We start from the raw sequence: 15,188 nt of genomic DNA, 5'->3' as shown, positions 1-15,188 counted from the left end.
CCCTCAGGGCAACGGCGTCGAAGGAGGTCTGGTGGACGACTGCCTGTTCTGCAGGATCGTCGCGGGCGAGATCTCCGCGGAGGTCGTGCACTCGAGCGACCGCGTCGTCGCGTTCCGCGACCTCGCGCCGCAGGCGCCGACGCACGTCCTGGTCGTCCCGCGCGAGCACCACCGCGACGCCGCCTCCCTGGCTGCCGCCGACCCCGCCACCTCGGCCGAGCTGGTCACGGCGGCCGCGGCGATCGTCGCGGCCGAGGGGCACACCGACTACCGCCTCGTGTTCAACACGGGCGCGGACGCCGGTCAGACCGTCTTCCACACGCACCTCCACGTCCTCGGTGGACGCTCGCTGACCTGGCCACCCGGATGAGACGACTCGCCGCCCTCGCCGTACCGCTCGCGCTGCTCACCGCGCTGAGCCTGACCGGCTGCGTGCAGGAGGGACAGGACCGGCGCACCGGCTCACCCGCCGAGGTCCTGGCCCCGCCGGACCCGCCCGAGGTCGAGGCCGCCCAGCTCGCCGCCCTCCCGCCGGGCAAGAAGCTGCCGCTGCGCGCCGGCGAGCACCGGATGAAGCTGACGATGGAGCAGGAGTACACGCCCTCCGCGCCCACCGGGGAGGGCACCGACGACTACCGCTGCTTCCTGCTCGACCCGCACCTGAAGAACGACGTCTGGCTCACCGGCAGCCACGTGCTGCCCGGCAACCCCCAGGTCGTGCACCACGTGATCCTCTTCCGGGTCTCGCCGGACCAGGTCGCGGAGGCGGAGCGCAAGGACGCCGCCAGCGCGGACCCGGGGTGGACCTGCTTCGGCGGCACCGGCCTCGACGGCGAGTTCTCCAACGTCGACGACGCCAACTGGCTGGCTGCCTGGGCGCCCGGTGGCGACGAGACCAAGGTGCGCGACGGCTACGGCACTCGTCTTCAGGCGGGCTCGCGGATCGTCATGCAGGTGCACTACAACCTGCTCAAGGGCGCGGCACCCGACGTGTCCAGCGCCCAGCTGCGCTGGATGCCGGGCCGCACGGGCCTGACCCCGCTGCACACCTACCTGCTGCCGGCTCCGGTCGAGCTCCCGTGCCGGCCCGACCACGACGACAGCCCGCTGTGCAGCCGCCCGGCAGCCGAGGCCGACGTCCGAGCCCGTTTCGGTCCGGACCAGTTCACCCACAACGCCCTGCACATCCTCTGCAATACGGTGCCGAAGGCGACGCAGACGACGTCGTGCACCCGTGAGCTGTGGCGCGGGATGACGATCCTCGGCGTCGCCGGGCACATGCACCTGCTCGGCAGGAAGATCAAGATCGTCACCAACCCGGGGACACCGCGCGAGAAGACCGTGCTCGACATCCCGATCTGGGACTTCGACAACCAGGGGTCCCAGCCGCTCCGCGAGCCGCTGCACCTCGACGCGGGCGACCACGTCCAGGTGAGCTGCACCCACCAGCAGTGGCTGCGCGACCGCCTGCCGGCGTTCGAGAGCCAGCGCGACGACCGCTACGTCATCTGGGCCGAGGGGAGCACCGACGAGATGTGCCTCGGCACGCTCACCGTCGCCTGGGACGAGGAGAGCTAGAGCGCCGCGACGAGCCGCAGCACGGAGAGCACGACCGGCAGCCCGAAGACCAGCAGCAGCACCCAGGCGGTGATCCGGTGGACCGGCTTGGCCGAGTCCAGCCGGCCGGCGAAGTCGAGGATCGCGCCCTCGCCCACGTGGTGGCTCAGCCCCATCCGGCGCGCGTCCGGTGGCAGGTGCTGGCCCGCGAACCAGATCGGCGGCGCGTCGAGGTCGTCGTCCTCGTCCTCCCGCATGCGACCACGGTACGCCGCAACTCGGTGGGCTGGGCTGTGCCGCTCCCGTAGCATGGAGCCGACATGACAGAGACCCACTCGACCCGGCACACCGTCGTGGTCCCCAACAGCATCAACATGGTCAGCCTGCTCGGAGCCGGGGACGAGCACCTCGCGCTGATCGAGCAGTCCTTCGACGCGGAGGTCCACGTCCGCGGCAACCGGATCACCTTGCAGGGTGAGCCCGGGGAGGTCGCACTGGCCGAGCGGCTGCTCGAGGAGCTGGTCGCGATCATCCGCACCGGTCAGGGCGTCACGCCCGAGACCGTCGAGCGGGTGCTCTCGATGCTGCGCGCAGAGACCACGGAGCGGCCGGCCGACGTGCTCAGCCTCAACATCCTGAGCAACCGCGGCCGCTCGATCCGGCCCAAGACGCTCAACCAGAAGCGCTACGTCGACTCGATCGACAAGCACACGATCACGTTCGGCATCGGCCCGGCCGGCACCGGCAAGACCTACCTCGCGGTCGCGAAGGCGGTCCAGGCGCTCCAGTCCAAGAACGTCAACCGGATCATCCTGAGCCGCCCCGCCGTCGAGGCGGGGGAGAAGCTCGGCTTCCTGCCGGGCACGCTCACCGAGAAGATCGACCCCTACCTGCGCCCGCTCTACGACGCGCTGCACGACATGCTCGACCCCGAGACGATCCCCAAGCTGCTCGCGGCCGGGACCATCGAGGTCGCGCCGCTGGCGTTCCTGCGCGGCCGGTCGCTCAACGACTCGTTCGTGATCCTCGACGAGGCGCAGAACACCACGCCCGAGCAGATGAAGATGTTCCTGACCCGCCTGGGCTTCGGCTCCAAGATCGTGGTCACCGGCGACGTCACCCAGACCGACCTGCCCAATGGTCAGAAGTCCGGACTGCGCGCGGTCGAGGAGATCCTCGACGAGATCGACGACATCTCGTTCAACCGGCTGACCGCCCACGACGTCGTGCGCCACAAGCTCGTCGGCAGGATCGTCGCAGCCTACGACGAGCACGACGCGCGGATCACCCTGCGCCAGCAGGGCAGCCGGTCATGACCATCGAGATCCTCAACGAGTCCGGCTACGACCTCGACGTGAAGCGGCTGGCCGCGCTGAGCCGCTTCGTCATGGACGACATGCGCGTGCACCCGATGGCCGAGCTCTGCATCAAGGCCGTCGACGAGCCGACGATCGCCCAGCTCAACGAGCAGTGGATGGAGAAGGAGGGGCCGACCGACGTCCTCGCCTTCCCGATGGACGAGCTGCGGCCGGGGCTCGTCGACGAGGACCCCGAGGAGGGCGTGCTCGGTGACCTGGTGCTCTGCCCGGCGGTCGCGATCCGCCAGGGCGAGACGGCCGGCCACGGCACCGAGGCCGAGATCGAGCTGCTCACCGTCCACGGCATCCTGCACCTGCTGGGCTACGACCACGCGGAGCCCGAGGAGCACAAGGAGATGTTCGGTCTCCAGGACCGGCTGCTGGCGGCCTGGCGGGCCTCGGGACAGACGCAGTGAGCCTCTGGCCGCTGGTGCTCGCAGCGGTCCTCGTCGTCCTCGCCGGTCTCCTCTCCGCCGCCGACGCCGCCCTGTCGTCGTTCTCTCGCGCCCGCGCCGACGAGCTGCTCGCCGAGGGCCGGCCGGGCGCACGTCGCCTCGTCGCGCTCCTCTCGGACCCCCCGCGCTACCTCAACACGGTGCTGTTCCTGCGGCTGCTGTGCGAGGTCGCCGCGATCGTGCTCGTCGCGATGACCGTCGACGAGGCCTACGACGGCGCCTGGTGGCCCGCGGTGATCACCACGATCGCCGTGATGCTCGTGGTCTCGTTCGTCGCGATCGGCGTCGCGCCGCGCACGGTCGGCCGGCAGCACGCCGAGCGGGTGGCGCTGCTCTCCGCCGGCCCGCTCGCGCGGGTGACCGCGGTCCTCGGCCCGCTGCCGCGGCTGCTGATCCTGGTCGGCAACGCGCTGACGCCGGGCAAGGGCTTCCGCGAGGGCCCGTTCTCGACGGAGACCGAGCTGCGCGAGCTGGTCGACCTCGCGGAGGCCTCGTCGCTCATCGAGTCCGGCGAGCGCAAGATGATCCACGACGTGCTCGAGCTCGGCGACACGACGGCCCGCGAGGTGATGGTGCCCCGCACCGACGTCGTCTACGTCGAGCGGCACAAGAACCTGCGGCAGACCCGCTCGCTCTTCCTGCGCAGCGGCTTCTCCCGGCTGCCGGTCGTCGGCGAGAACCTCGACGACATCGTCGGCTTCGCCTACCTCAAGGACGTCGTGCGCCGCGACTTCGACGCCCCCGAGGCGGAGCTGACCCAGCGCATCGACGAGCTGATGCGGCCGGCCCACTTCGTCCCGGACTCCAAGCCGGTCGACGCGCTGCTCTCGGAGATGCAGGCGATGCGCCAGCACGTCGCGGTCGTCGTCGACGAGTACGGCGGGACCGCCGGCGTGATCACGATCGAGGACATCCTCGAGGAGATCGTCGGCGAGATCACCGACGAGTACGACGCCGACGAGGTCGACGTCGAGCCTCTCGACGACGGGCTGGTGCGGGTCTCGTCGCGCTACCCGATCGACGACCTCGACGAGCTCTTCGGCTTCGACGTCGAGGAGGAGGACGTCGACAGCGTGGGCGGCCTGATGGCGAAGCACCTGGGCCGGGTGCCGATCCCGGGCTCGGTCGTCGAGGCGCACAGCCTGCGGTTCGAGGCCGAGCAGGCCACCGGCCGCCGCAACCGGATCGGCACCGTGCTGATCTCGCGGGTGACCGACGACGATGGCGAGGACGACGATGAGTGAGCTGCCCGACCCCCTGTCGCCGGAGGACAAGAAGCTGGTGACCCTGGCGCGCGCCACCCGCGCCCGCACCCGCGCCGCCGAGGGTGCGGCCGTGCGCGACACCGACGGCCGCACCTACGCCGCCGCCACCGTCGACCTGCCGTCGCTCAAGGTCTCGGCGCTCGGCGTCTGCGTCGCGATGGCCGTGGCCTCCGGATCGCAGGGCCTCGAGGCCGCGGTCGTCCTCACCGACGCCGACGTGCTGTTCCCCGACGACCTCACCGTCGTCCGCGACTTCGCGGGACCCGGCGTCGTCGTCCACCGGGGCGACGTCAAGGGTTCGATCGCTGAGACGGTCCACGCCTGAGCTCCGGAGGAGTAAGTTTCCGACCGTGAGTCTCCGTGGCTGGCCCGCACACGAGCGCGCGGTGGAGAGGTTGCGGACGTCCTACGCGGCGATCCCGCCGGACGCCCCGGTCCGGTTGGCGAAGAGGACCTCCAACCTCTTCCGGCACCGTGACGCCACGAGGGCGCCGGGACTCGACGTCTCCGGCCTCGACGGCGTGATCGCCATCGACGTCGACGCCCGCACCGCCGACGTCCAGGGGATGTGCACCTACGAGGACCTCGTCGACGCGACCCTGCTGCACGGGCTGATCCCCTACGTCGTGCCGCAGCTGCGGACGATCACCCTCGGCGGGGCGGTCACCGGCCTCGGCATCGAGTCGACCAGCTTCCGCAACGGGCTGCCGCACGAGTCGGTGCTGGAGATGGACGTCTTCACCGGCGGCGGCACGGTCGTCACCTGTGCGCCCGGCGACGACCTCTTCGACGCGTTCCCCAACTCCTACGGCTCCCTCGGCTACGCGACCCGCCTCAAGATCCGGCTCGAGGCGGTGCCCGGTCACGTCGCGCTGCGGCACGTGCGCTTCGACGACGCCGGCCTGCTCGCCAAGTCGATCGCCGACGTCGCCGAGTCCGCGTCGTACGACGGGGTGCGGGTCGACGCGATGGACGGCGTCGCGTTCGAGCCGGGGGAGTACTACCTGACGCTGGCGACCTGGCAGGACGAGCCGGGGCCGACGAGCGACTACGCCGGGCGGGAGATCTACTACCGGTCCATCCAGCGGCGCGAGACCGACCTGCTGACGATGTACGACTACCTGTGGCGCTGGGACACCGACTGGTTCTGGTGCTCGGGCGCGTTCGGGGCCCAGCACCCGACCGTGCGGCGGCTCTGGCCGAGGCGCTGGCGGCGATCCGACGTCTACATGAGGCTGCTCGGCCTGGACCGCCGCTTCTCGATCGCCGACCGGCTGGACCGGCGTGCCGGACGGCCGCTGCGCGAGCGGGTCATCCAGGACATCGAGGTGCCGGTCGAGCGGCTGCCTGAGTTCCTGGACTGGTTCGATGACGAGGTCGGCATGCGGCCCGTGTGGCTGTGTCCGTGCAAGGCCGAGCGCGACTGGCCGTCCTACCCGCTCGAACCGCACCGGCTCTACGTCAACGTCGGCTTCTGGGGCACCGTCCACGTCGGCCCGGAGGCCGTCGACGCCCCGCGCAACCGCGCGATCGAGGCCGAGGTGCACGCGCTCGACGGCCACAAGTCGCTCTACAGCGAGGCGTTCTACGACCGCGAGACCTTCGACGATCTCTACGACGGCGCCAACCTGGCCGTCGTGAAGGGTCGCTACGACCCGCAGGACCGGTTGACCACCCTCTACGACAAGGCGGTGAGGAGACGATGAGCTCTCTGAAGATCGGCGACGCGTTCGGGTCGCTCCTGCGCGACGGCATGCCGGTGCGCTTCACGGCGTACGACGGCAGCGAGGCCGGTCCGCGGGACGCCGAGATCCACCTCGAGCTGCTCAACGAGCGCGGGCTCTCCTACATGCTCACTGCGCCCGGCGACCTCGGCATGGCGCGCGCCTACGTGCAGGGCGACCTCGCGCTGCACGGCGTGCACCCGGGCGACCCCTACGAGGCGCTGCGGCTGCTGCAGAACCACACCAAGTTCCGCCGCCCCACGCCGGCCGAGGCGCTCAGCATCGTGCGCGGCCTCGGCTTCGACAAGCTCAAGCCCCCGCCGCCGCCTCCGCAGGAGTCGCTGCCGCGCTGGCGCCGGCTGGTCGAGGGGTTCCGGCACTCCGAGCACCGCGACGCCGAGTCGATCCACCACCACTACGACGTCTCCAACACCTTCTACGAGCACGTGCTCGGTCCGTCGATGACCTACACCTGCGCGGTCTACCCGTCGGCGGACGCGACGCTGGAGGAGGCACAGGAGACCAAGTACGACCTCGTGGCGCGCAAGCTCGACCTGCAGCCCGGACGGCGGCTGCTCGACCTCGGCTGCGGCTGGGGCGGCATGGTGCGCCATGCGGCGCGTGAGTACGGCGTCCGGGCGCTCGGCGTCACGCTGTCGCGCGAGCAGGCGACCTGGGCGCAGCAGCGGATCAAGGAGGAGGGGCTCGACCACCTGGCCGAGGTGCGGTTCATGGACTACCGCCACGTCGAGGAGTCCGGCTTCGACGCGATCTCCTCGATCGGCCTCACCGAGCACATCGGAGTCAAGAACTACCCGGCGTACTTCGGCTGGATCCGCGACCGGCTGCGTCCGGAGGGCCGGCTGCTCAACCACTGCATCACCCGCAAGGACAACGCCTCGCGGGCAACCGCAGGTCAGTTCATCGATCGCTACGTGTTCCCCGACGGCGAGCTCATCGGCTCGGGGACGATCGTCTCCGCGGTCGAGAACGTCGGCCTCGAGGTGCACCACCACGAGAACTTCCGGGTCCACTACGCCAAGACCCTCGCGGGCTGGTGCCAGAACCTCGTCGACCACTGGGACGCCTGCGTCGCCGAGACCAACGAGGGCACCGCCAAGGTGTGGGGCCTCTACATGGCGGGCTCGCGCCTCGCGTTCGAGCGCAACGAGATCCAGCTGCACCACGTGCTCGCCACGAAGACCGACGGCAACGGCGTCAGCGGCTACCCCCTCCGCCACACCTTCTGAGTGCCGATAGCCTCGTGTGGTGAGCACGAGGGCCCAGCAGCACGCAGCAGAGGTGCTGCGCCGTGAGCAGCTGTCGGACCACCTGGTGCGACTGACGCTCGGCGGCCCCGGTCTCGCGTCGTTCAGGTCGACCGGGGTCCCGGACGAGTGGGTCGGTCTGGTCGTGCCCGGCCAGTTCCAGAGCCGCTACTACACGGTGCGCTCCTGGGACGGCGCGGAGCTCGTGCTCGACGTCGTCGTGCACGAGGTCGGGCTCGTGACGGAGTGGGCCGCGCGAGAGGTCGTCGGCGAGACCGTCACCATCACCGAGCCCAAGGGCTCCTTCGCGATGCCCGCGGACGCGCGGTGGCTGCTGCTGGTCGGCGACCTGACCGCGATGCCCGCCATGGCCCGGATCGCCGAGACCGTCGACGTGCCCACGCGGATCTGGGCCGAGGTGCCCGACACGCTCACCGGCTACCTGCCCGCGAGCGCCGACGTCACCTGGCTGAAGCCGCCGGGCGAGGGTCAGAGCCGGCTGGCCGAGGTCGTCGAGGGGATCGACTGGCCCGCGGGGGACGGGTACTTCTGGATGGCGGGGGAGTCCGCGCAGATGCGCGCGATCCGCAAGCACCTGATGCGCGACCGCAAGCTGCCCTCCGCGGCCTACGACGTGATGGGCTACTGGCGTGGGGTGGCGCAGCGCCAGCCGCGCGCGGTCGACCCCGGCCCGATCTGGCGGGCAGGCAAGGCGGCGGGCAAGAGCGACGGGCAGATCTGGGCGGAGTACGACGAGGCGAGGGACGGGTCATGACCACAGGGCAAGAGCAGAGCCACAGGTCGGGGTTCGTCTCGTTCGTCGGCCGGCCCAACGCCGGCAAGTCGACGCTGACCAACGCGCTCGTCGGCCAGAAGGTCGTGATCACCTCCGACAAGCCGCAGACGACCCGCACCGTGGTCCGCGGGATCGTGCACCGCGACGACGCCCAGCTGATCCTGGTCGACACCCCGGGCCTGCACCGTCCGCGCACGCTGCTCGGCGAGCGCCTCAACGACCTCGTGAAGACCACGCTGGCCGAGGTCGACGTGGTCGCCGTGTGCTTCCCGGCGAACGAGAAGATCGGTCCCGGTGACAAGTTCATCGCCACCGAGATGGCCAAGATCAAGCGCACCAAGAAGGTCGCGATCGCGACCAAGACCGACCTGGCGACGTCCGAGCAGATCGGCTCCCACCTGCTCGACATCGCCGCCCTCGGCACCGAGATCGGCGTCGACTGGGCGGAGATCGTGCCCGTGTCCGCCAAGGCCGGAGACCAGATCGCGCTCCTCCAGGACCTGCTGGTCGGCCAGCTGCCGGAGGGTCCGCAGCTCTACCCGGACGGCGACCTGACCGATGCGCCCGAGGAGATCCTCGCCGCGGAGCTGATCCGCGAGGCGGCGCTCGACGGGCTGCGCGACGAGCTCCCGCACTCGGTGGCGGTCGTCGTCGAGGAGATGCGGCTGCGGGAGGACCGGCCCGACGACAAGCCACTGCTCGACATCCACGCCAACGTCTACGTCGAGCGCGACTCCCAGAAGGGCATCCTCATCGGCCCGAAGGGCTCGCGCCTGAAGTCGATCGGCACCACCTCGCGCAAGCAGATCGAGGCGCTGCTCGGCACGCCGGTCTACCTCGACCTGCACGTGAAGGTCGCCAAGGACTGGCAGCGCGACCCCCGCCAGCTCCGGAAGCTGGGCTTCTGATGGACGTCCCGGCGCCGGTCATCGCGTGGCACGCCCTCGCCGAGGCGCGTGACCCTTCGCGGCTCGACGCGCTGCTCGCGGACAACGTCACCTTCCACTCGCCCGCGGTGCACGCGACGCAGGAGGGCAAGGCCCTGACGACGGCGTACCTCGCGGCCGCGATCGTCGTGCTCGGCCCGACGCTCACCTACGTGCGGGAGTGGTACGCCGCGGGCTCGGCCGTGCTGGAGTTCCGCGCCGAGCTCGACGGGCTCACCGTGCACGGCGTCGACATGCTGACCTGGGGACCCGACGGACGCCTGACCGACTTCACGGTGATGGTGCGCCCGTTCAAGGGCCTGCAGCGGCTGGTCGAGCTGATGGCCGCTCAGCTGACCGGCGCCCAGCAGATGCCGTAGCGCTGCCCGGCCCGCCACTGGTCGGCGGTGGGCCACTCGTAGCCCCACTCGTAGTCGAGCGCGCCGCCCGCCGCGTCGGCGCCGGCGTCCTGGCAGGGCTCCTCGCCGCCGCTGCGGACCTTCGCGAGCCCGGGGTAGCGCTCGGCGGTGAACGGCACGGTCGCGACCGCGCGCCAGTCGTGCCGGCCCGAGCAGACAACGCGCTCGAAGCCGGGCGCGCCCGGCGAGGCGGGGCTGCACATCGCGTAGCGGTCCCGCTGCTGCTCGCGGTCGAGCGCGCCCTTGAGCCGGCCGGTCAGCGGCGCGAGCCGATCGGGTCCGGCCAGCGCGACGGCGTCGCACCGGTACCAGCTCGCGCCGGCCGCCAGGTCGTCCTCGGTCGGGGTGAACCACACCGGCCGGAGCATGCTGAGCCGCCGGTCCTCCGGCGTACCGCCCACGAACGTCGCGAACCGCTGCGTGCAGGTGCGGGCCGGGTCGGCGCCGGCGCCGAGGTCGCCGACGGCGTAGGTCATCGCGGTGTGCCGCCCCGTGCACGGCACGCTGTCGACCGCGGCCGTCGGCGCGAGCGCGTCGGCGTGGTCGAGCCGGTAGCACGACCGGTCGCGAGGCTGCGGCGGCGGCGTCGGGCTGGCCGTCGGGCTGGCGGTGTCCGTCGGGCTGCCGGACTCCGTCGGCCCCGACCCCGGGTCGGCCGGGTCGTCGCCGGTGCAGCCGCCGAGCAGCAGCGCGGCGGCGAGGACGAGGCCGAGGGCGCGGCTCACAGCTCCGTCTTCGCCCAGCACACCGAGCGGCGGTTGCCGGCGTCCCACGCGGCCTTCTGGAACCACGTGTAGCCGTAGTCGTAGTCGACGGGGTAGTTCAGCCACGCGCCCACCGACTTCGAGCAGAAGTCCTGGGTCTTGTCGACGACCTCCTTGTCACCGGGGTAGTCGTCGTCGGCCTCGCCCAGCGAGATCGTCGTGACCGCGCGCCACTCGTGGGGCTCGGTGCACGGCACCTTCACCGCGCCGTCCACCGTCTTGCCGTCCGCGCAGACCATCCACTCGTCCTCGGGTGGGCCGGCGAGCAGGCCCTTGGCGGAGGTGGGCAGGGCGACGTAGGACTTGCTCTGCTGCCCGCCGCCGACCACGTCGCAGCGGTACCACCGCGCGCCGTCGTCCCAGGCGCCCTCCGACGGTCGGAACCAGGCCCAGCTGAGCACGGTCCGCATCACCATGCTGACGTCGGCGCCGAGGAAGTCGCGGAACTCGCTCGTGCACGTCTTGGCCGCCCACTCGCTCACCGCGACGTCGTCCCAGTCCATGTCGCCGAAGGTCGCGGGCATCTCGCCGACGGCGTACGTCTCCGCGGTGTGCTCGTCCTCGCACGGCACCGGCTCGGTGTCGTCGGTGGGCTTCGCGACGTCGGCCGGCGTCAGCTCCCGGCAGGCGCCGACCTCGGGTGCCGCGAGGTCCGCCGGCTGGCCGTCGCCGCAGGCGGTGAGCCAGGAGAGGGACAGCGCGACCGACAGGGTGAGGAGGACGGCGCGCACGGCGGCGATCGTACCGCCGAGGGGTGTGGCGGCACCGTGGGGAGGGCACGGTCGGAGGCATGACCCGGCAACACGTCCTCGCCCTCGTCCAGGCCGGTGGCTCCGGCTCGCGCATGGACGTGCTCACCCGGGAGCGGGCCAAGCCGGTGCTGCCGTTCGCGGGCGTCTACCGCCTCGTCGACATCCCCCTGTCGAACCTCGCCAACAGCGGCATCAGCGACGTCTGGCTCTCGGTGCAGTACCAGGGCGCCGACCTCGGCGAGCAGGTCGCCAACGGGCGCCCGTGGGACCTCGACCGCAACCGCGGCGGGCTGCGCCTGCTGATGCCCGAGGAGGGCACCGGCGGCACCGACGAGGACGGCTTCGCCCACGGCAACGCGGACGTGCTCTACCGGATCCGCGACCAGGTGGTCGCCGACGACCCCGAGGTCCTGGTGGTGTGCAGCGCCGACCACGTCTACCGGTTCGACATGATGGCGGCCGTCGCCACCCACCGCCGCGCCGGCGCCGACTGCACGATCGTCACGGCGACCGTCCCGCTCGAGGAGGCGGGCGACCACGCGACCGTCGAGACCGACGACGACGGCCGCGTGACGTCGTTCGACTACAAGCCGGCCCGGCCTACGACCGGGACCGTGGCGGCGGAGATCTTCGTGTACGACGTCGCGACCCTGGTCGCGACGCTCGAGGAGCTGCACCGCGAGCTGGGCGCCGACGCCGAGGCGGGCGACACCGGCCTGGGCGACTTCGGGGAGCACCTGGTCCCGCGGCTGATGGAGCGCGGCACGGTCGTCGCGCACCCGATCGACGGCTACTGGAAGGACCTCGGCCAGCCGCACAAGTACCTCGCCGCGCACCACGACGTGCTGACCAGCGACCTCGGCGTCTTCGGTGACCCGGACTGGCCGGTGCTCGGGCACCAGCCCCAGCGGCACGCCGCCCGGGTCGCGGAGGGAGCCCGGCTCGCGGACAGCCTGGTGTCTCCGGGAGCGCTCGTCCAGGGCACGGTGATCCGCAGCGTCCTCGGCCCGGGAGTCGTGGTCGGGCCGGGTGCGCTCGTCCGCGACTCGGTGGTCTTCGAGGACACCGTCGTCGAGGAGGGGGCTCGCCTGGACTGGGCGATCGTCGACCGCGACTGCGTGATCGGCGCCGGCGCCGAGGTCGGCAGCCCCGACACCGACCCGGACGACTCCGACGAGATCGTCCTCGTCGGCCGCGGCTCGCGCATCGCGCCCGGCACCGTGCTCGACCGCGGAGCCCGGCTGGAGCCCGGCACTACGGCGTGAGCAGCGCGGCGAGCGTGCCGCCCAACTCGTAGGCCGCCTCGCGGTGCTCCTCGGTCACGTCGCCGAGCACCTCGAGCACCGCCGCCGCCGGCACCCACGGCAGCGCGCCGACGATCGACTGCACCGACCGCACCGCGCCCGTCGTGTCGTAGCGCCCGTGCACCCACAGCCCGTACGGCCTCTTGCCCTGCCGGGCGCCCGCCGACGCCGACCCGTCGTCGGACAGCGCGCCGCCCGCCTCGAGGAAGATGGTGTCGAAGAAGTGCTTGAGCGCCCCGCTCATGTAGCCGAAGTTGGCCGTCGTCCCGAGCAGGTAGCCGTCGGCCGCGAGCACGTCCGCCGCGCTCGCCTCCAGCGCCTGCCGCACCACCACCTCGACGCCCTCGACCTCGTCGTCGTGCGCCCCTGCGATCACCGCCTCGGTCAGCGCGGACATCATCGGCGCGGGGGAGTGGTGCACCACCAGCAGTCTCGCCACGGCGCTAGCCTGTCACGGTGTCTGTCAGGTCGCTGCGCGGCGACGAGGCGCTCTCTCTCGCCGCTGCCGTGTGGCCCTGCTACGACCAGGTCTTCGGGGACTTCGCCGACTACGCCACGTGGCGCTCGGAGCTCTTCGACCGGCATGCCGCGCGCGACGGCTACCGGCTGGTGGTGGCCACCGACGAGGCCGACGACGCGGTCGTCGGCTTCGCCTGGCGGCCGGCGGACGGACCTGGTCCGATCTGCGTAGCGCTGCGGCGGTCTGTGGTCACCGTCGGTGACGCGGGGACGGGATCCGTGGTTGCGGTCGCTTGGCTCGTCGGAACGGTGGTGGCGGCCGTCGCCCGGCCGGCGGGTTCGCTGGGGCCCGGGTGCTGTGGTCACCGCCGAGAGGGAACACGACGAATGCACCACCGGCCGGCCGGTGACAGGCAGCCGGCCCACGGACCTGGTCCGATCTGCGTAGCGCTGCGGTGGTCTGGGGTCGCCGGCGGTGACGCGGGGACGAGACGCGTGGTTGCGGTCGCTTGGCTCGTCGGAACGGTGGTGGCGGCCCGGGGCCCGGCTGGCGGGTTCGCTGGGGCCCGGGTGCTGTGGTCACCGCCGAGAGAACACGACGGACATGACTGTGGCCCCACCAACCGAAGCGGGTGGGGTGAGGGTCAGCGGGTTCGTCGTCTGGTGAGGGTGCGGTCGACGTCGTAGAGGTCACCGGAGGGGCTGGTCCACTCGAACCGCGTCCGACTCAGGCGTCGGTAGGTCCAGTGGCCGTGGGTCTTCATCCGGTGGTGCAGGCGACACAGGGGCGCGAGGTTCCACGACGTCGTCGCGCCGCCGGCACCGGTGGGATCCCAGGGTTCGATGTGGTCGAGGTCGCAGCCCTGCGCGGACCGGGCGCAGTGGGCGAACACGCAGGTCGGGTTGGTCAGGACCGCCTGCTCCCGCTGCAGCACGGTGGGGGCGTAGCAGTCGGTGGTGAGCTCGGCGTCCAGGTCGAGGACCGGGCGGATGGTCACGCGGGTGGCGAGGTGGCGGCACCAGTCGGTGAGCTGCTCGGTGGTGGTGTGGCCGAGCTTCTCGACGTCGACGATGCCGTGGCCCTCGGCCGGGGTGTGGTGGGCATAGACCACGACCTCCGCGACACCAGCACTCCCGGCGGCGAGGTGGCCGAGCGCCAGGGCACGGCGCTGATCCAGCGTGAGCTCGGGGTGCTCGGCCAGCAGGTGATGGGAGCCGGCCTGGAGCGCCTGCTCCAGGGCCAGGGCGACCGGGTAGTCCAGCAGCCCGTCGACCGGCACCCGGCCGTTGTTGAGGTGCGCATCGCCCAACCGGACCTGGAAGAACTCGGTGGCGGCGGCGTCCAGGCGGTCGAGCTCGGCCTTCTCGTCCTCGGTCTGGGCGCACGCGGTCTCCACGGCCCGCTCGATCTGCGCGAACGAGCACGAGTCCAGCACCGGCGCCAGGTGCCGATCCACGTAGGCGGCGCCGGTCATCGGGAGGCGGTGGGTCTGCTCGGTCAGCCGGCGGACCTTCCACACCGGCACCTCACCAGCCATCACCCGCGCCCAGACCCGAGGCAGCCGGTGCCGGCACTCCAGCGCCGCACCGATCAGGTCCCGCCCGGCACGGGTCGAGATGCCGATCGCGGCCGCGAACTCGGCGACCGCGAACTCCGACATGCCCGGCGCACCCTCACCGGCCAGGGTGACGGGCTGGTCGCCGTACATCTCCACCACCCCGGTCGCGGTGACCACCGGGTCGGTGACCGGAGCCGGATGCATCGCCGCCCAGGTCGCGGCCAGCTCGAACTTCCGCGCCGCCGCCACCACCTCCGCGTGAGCGGCGTCGCGGGCAGCCGCCAGCACCGGATCGGTGAGAGTCGCGGTGCGGCGGGCCATACCACATTCTACATCTATTCGATCGTATGTTCTAGTGTTCGGAACATCTTTTCTCGGCGCCTGTCGCGAGCCGGCAGGCGAGGCCGGCCCGCGCCCGCATCGTCCCGTAGCTGCCTGTCGGTCCGCGCCCCAGACCGCCCGCAGCCAACCGACACCGACCAGCCGGTCCGCAACCCGGACAACACGAGGCACGGCCAGAACCACCTGGGCTATGGTGAGCGCGTCATGATGCGCAGCCTCCTCCTTCGCTGCCGCAGCGAG

At 71.8% G+C, this 15,188-nt stretch carries 17 protein-coding genes; 12 read left to right on the top strand and 5 right to left on the bottom strand.

The window, feature by feature from the left end:
• Positions 1 to 31 precede the first annotated feature (31 nt).
• Positions 32 to 370 carry an HIT domain-containing protein gene (locus HZF07_RS22425; protein ID WP_309504931.1) on the top strand — a complete coding sequence of 113 codons (339 nt, stop codon included), beginning with the start codon at positions 32 to 34 and terminating at the stop codon, positions 368 to 370.
• On the top strand, positions 367 to 1,578 hold the full coding sequence (locus HZF07_RS22420; protein WP_157339787.1) for a hypothetical protein: 1,212 nt from the start codon (positions 367 to 369) through the stop codon (positions 1,576 to 1,578). Before HZF07_RS22425 ends, HZF07_RS22420 begins: the two co-directional genes overlap by 4 nt.
• On the opposite strand, the gene HZF07_RS22415 is transcribed toward HZF07_RS22420, so the two are convergent.
• The gene (locus HZF07_RS22415) at positions 1,575 to 1,814 is read right to left on the bottom strand and encodes a hypothetical protein (protein ID WP_157339786.1); all 240 of its coding nucleotides are present in this window, start codon (positions 1,812 to 1,814) and stop codon (positions 1,575 to 1,577) included. The two genes, HZF07_RS22420 and HZF07_RS22415, sit on opposite strands and share 4 nt — an antisense overlap.
• Before the next feature lie 63 nt (positions 1,815 to 1,877).
• On the opposite strand from HZF07_RS22415, the gene HZF07_RS22410 reads away from it, so the two are divergent.
• From HZF07_RS22410 to HZF07_RS22370, 9 genes are read left to right on the top strand one after another with little or no spacing between them, the layout of a single operon-like run.
• Positions 1,878 to 2,873, top strand: a complete 996-nt coding sequence (locus tag HZF07_RS22410) for a PhoH family protein (protein WP_157339785.1) — start codon at positions 1,878 to 1,880, stop codon at positions 2,871 to 2,873.
• Positions 2,870 to 3,331, top strand: coding sequence for an rRNA maturation RNase YbeY (ybeY, locus tag HZF07_RS22405; protein ID WP_157339784.1), 462 nt, complete (start codon positions 2,870 to 2,872; stop codon positions 3,329 to 3,331). The genes HZF07_RS22410 and ybeY overlap by 4 nt, the downstream gene beginning before the upstream one ends.
• Entirely contained in the window at positions 3,328 to 4,614 is a 1,287-nt protein-coding gene (locus tag HZF07_RS22400) for a hemolysin family protein (protein ID WP_181645609.1), read from the top strand. Before ybeY ends, HZF07_RS22400 begins: the two co-directional genes overlap by 4 nt.
• Entirely contained in the window at positions 4,607 to 4,960 is a 354-nt protein-coding gene (locus HZF07_RS22395) for a cytidine deaminase (RefSeq protein WP_181645608.1), read from the top strand. Before HZF07_RS22400 ends, HZF07_RS22395 begins: the two co-directional genes overlap by 8 nt.
• Before the next feature lie 25 nt (positions 4,961 to 4,985).
• Positions 4,986 to 6,341, top strand: coding sequence for an FAD-binding oxidoreductase (locus tag HZF07_RS22390; protein WP_181645607.1), 1,356 nt, complete (start codon positions 4,986 to 4,988; stop codon positions 6,339 to 6,341).
• Positions 6,338 to 7,609, top strand: coding sequence for a class I SAM-dependent methyltransferase (locus HZF07_RS22385; protein ID WP_157339782.1), 1,272 nt, complete (start codon positions 6,338 to 6,340; stop codon positions 7,607 to 7,609). The genes HZF07_RS22390 and HZF07_RS22385 overlap by 4 nt, the downstream gene beginning before the upstream one ends.
• A 19-nt stretch (positions 7,610 to 7,628) precedes the next feature.
• Positions 7,629 to 8,402, top strand: coding sequence for a siderophore-interacting protein (locus tag HZF07_RS22380; protein ID WP_181645606.1), 774 nt, complete (start codon positions 7,629 to 7,631; stop codon positions 8,400 to 8,402).
• Positions 8,399 to 9,331 (top strand): GTPase Era, encoded by a 933-nt coding sequence (gene era / locus HZF07_RS22375; RefSeq protein ID WP_157339781.1) that lies wholly within the window; start codon positions 8,399 to 8,401, stop codon positions 9,329 to 9,331. Before HZF07_RS22380 ends, era begins: the two co-directional genes overlap by 4 nt.
• Positions 9,331 to 9,729 (top strand): nuclear transport factor 2 family protein, encoded by a 399-nt coding sequence (locus HZF07_RS22370; protein ID WP_157339780.1) that lies wholly within the window; start codon positions 9,331 to 9,333, stop codon positions 9,727 to 9,729. Before era ends, HZF07_RS22370 begins: the two co-directional genes overlap by 1 nt.
• Here HZF07_RS22370 and HZF07_RS22365 read toward each other — a convergent pair.
• Together HZF07_RS22365 and HZF07_RS22360 are read right to left on the bottom strand one after the other, a co-directional pair.
• Positions 9,699 to 10,493, bottom strand: a complete 795-nt coding sequence (locus tag HZF07_RS22365; RefSeq protein WP_309504930.1) for a septum formation family protein — start codon at positions 10,491 to 10,493, stop codon at positions 9,699 to 9,701. The two genes, HZF07_RS22370 and HZF07_RS22365, sit on opposite strands and share 31 nt — an antisense overlap.
• Positions 10,490 to 11,263 carry a septum formation family protein gene (locus tag HZF07_RS22360; protein WP_309504929.1) on the bottom strand — a complete coding sequence of 258 codons (774 nt, stop codon included), beginning with the start codon at positions 11,261 to 11,263 and terminating at the stop codon, positions 10,490 to 10,492. Before HZF07_RS22360 ends, HZF07_RS22365 begins: the two co-directional genes overlap by 4 nt.
• Positions 11,264 to 11,322: 59 nt before the next feature.
• Here HZF07_RS22360 and HZF07_RS22355 point away from each other — a divergent pair, with 59 nt between their 5' ends.
• Positions 11,323 to 12,549: a glucose-1-phosphate adenylyltransferase family protein gene (locus tag HZF07_RS22355; RefSeq protein WP_157339779.1), complete on the top strand. Its 1,227-nt coding sequence runs from the start codon at positions 11,323 to 11,325 to the stop codon at positions 12,547 to 12,549.
• On the opposite strand, the gene HZF07_RS22350 is transcribed toward HZF07_RS22355, so the two are convergent.
• Both HZF07_RS22350 and HZF07_RS24225 read right to left on the bottom strand, forming a co-directional pair.
• Complete coding sequence (locus tag HZF07_RS22350; protein WP_181645605.1) at positions 12,539 to 13,027, bottom strand: flavodoxin family protein; 489 nt, start codon at positions 13,025 to 13,027, stop codon at positions 12,539 to 12,541. The genes HZF07_RS22355 and HZF07_RS22350 overlap by 11 nt on opposite strands.
• 664 nt (positions 13,028 to 13,691) lie before the next feature.
• Positions 13,692 to 14,927, bottom strand: a complete 1,236-nt coding sequence (locus tag HZF07_RS24225; protein WP_232522977.1) for an HNH endonuclease signature motif containing protein — start codon at positions 14,925 to 14,927, stop codon at positions 13,692 to 13,694.
• Positions 14,928 to 15,188: the final 261 nt, after the last annotated feature.

This window comes from Nocardioides agri (assembly GCF_013778305.1).
In the GTDB taxonomy this organism is placed as follows: Bacteria; Actinomycetota; Actinomycetes; order Propionibacteriales; family Nocardioidaceae; genus Nocardioides; species Nocardioides agri.
This window is presented reverse-complemented; position numbering and strand designations above follow the sequence as displayed.

Bases quoted from the DNA above. Each gene is read 5' to 3' on its own strand.
- HZF07_RS22420 (WP_157339787.1), top strand. From the start codon at position 367: ATGAGACGACTCGCCGCCCTCGCCGTACCGCTCGCGCTGCTCACCGCG.
- HZF07_RS22415 (WP_157339786.1), bottom strand. From the start codon at position 1,814: ATGCGGGAGGACGAGGACGACGACCTCGACGCGCCGCCGATCTGGTTC.
- HZF07_RS22410 (WP_157339785.1), top strand. From the start codon at position 1,878: ATGACAGAGACCCACTCGACCCGGCACACCGTCGTGGTCCCCAACAGC.
- ybeY (WP_157339784.1), top strand. From the start codon at position 2,870: ATGACCATCGAGATCCTCAACGAGTCCGGCTACGACCTCGACGTGAAG.
- HZF07_RS22395 (WP_181645608.1), top strand. From the start codon at position 4,607: ATGAGTGAGCTGCCCGACCCCCTGTCGCCGGAGGACAAGAAGCTGGTG.
- HZF07_RS22385 (WP_157339782.1), top strand. From the start codon at position 6,338: ATGAGCTCTCTGAAGATCGGCGACGCGTTCGGGTCGCTCCTGCGCGAC.
- era (WP_157339781.1), top strand. From the start codon at position 8,399: ATGACCACAGGGCAAGAGCAGAGCCACAGGTCGGGGTTCGTCTCGTTC.
- HZF07_RS22370 (WP_157339780.1), top strand. From the start codon at position 9,331: ATGGACGTCCCGGCGCCGGTCATCGCGTGGCACGCCCTCGCCGAGGCG.
- HZF07_RS22355 (WP_157339779.1), top strand. From the start codon at position 11,323: ATGACCCGGCAACACGTCCTCGCCCTCGTCCAGGCCGGTGGCTCCGGC.
- HZF07_RS24225 (WP_232522977.1), bottom strand. From the start codon at position 14,927: ATGGCCCGCCGCACCGCGACTCTCACCGATCCGGTGCTGGCGGCTGCC.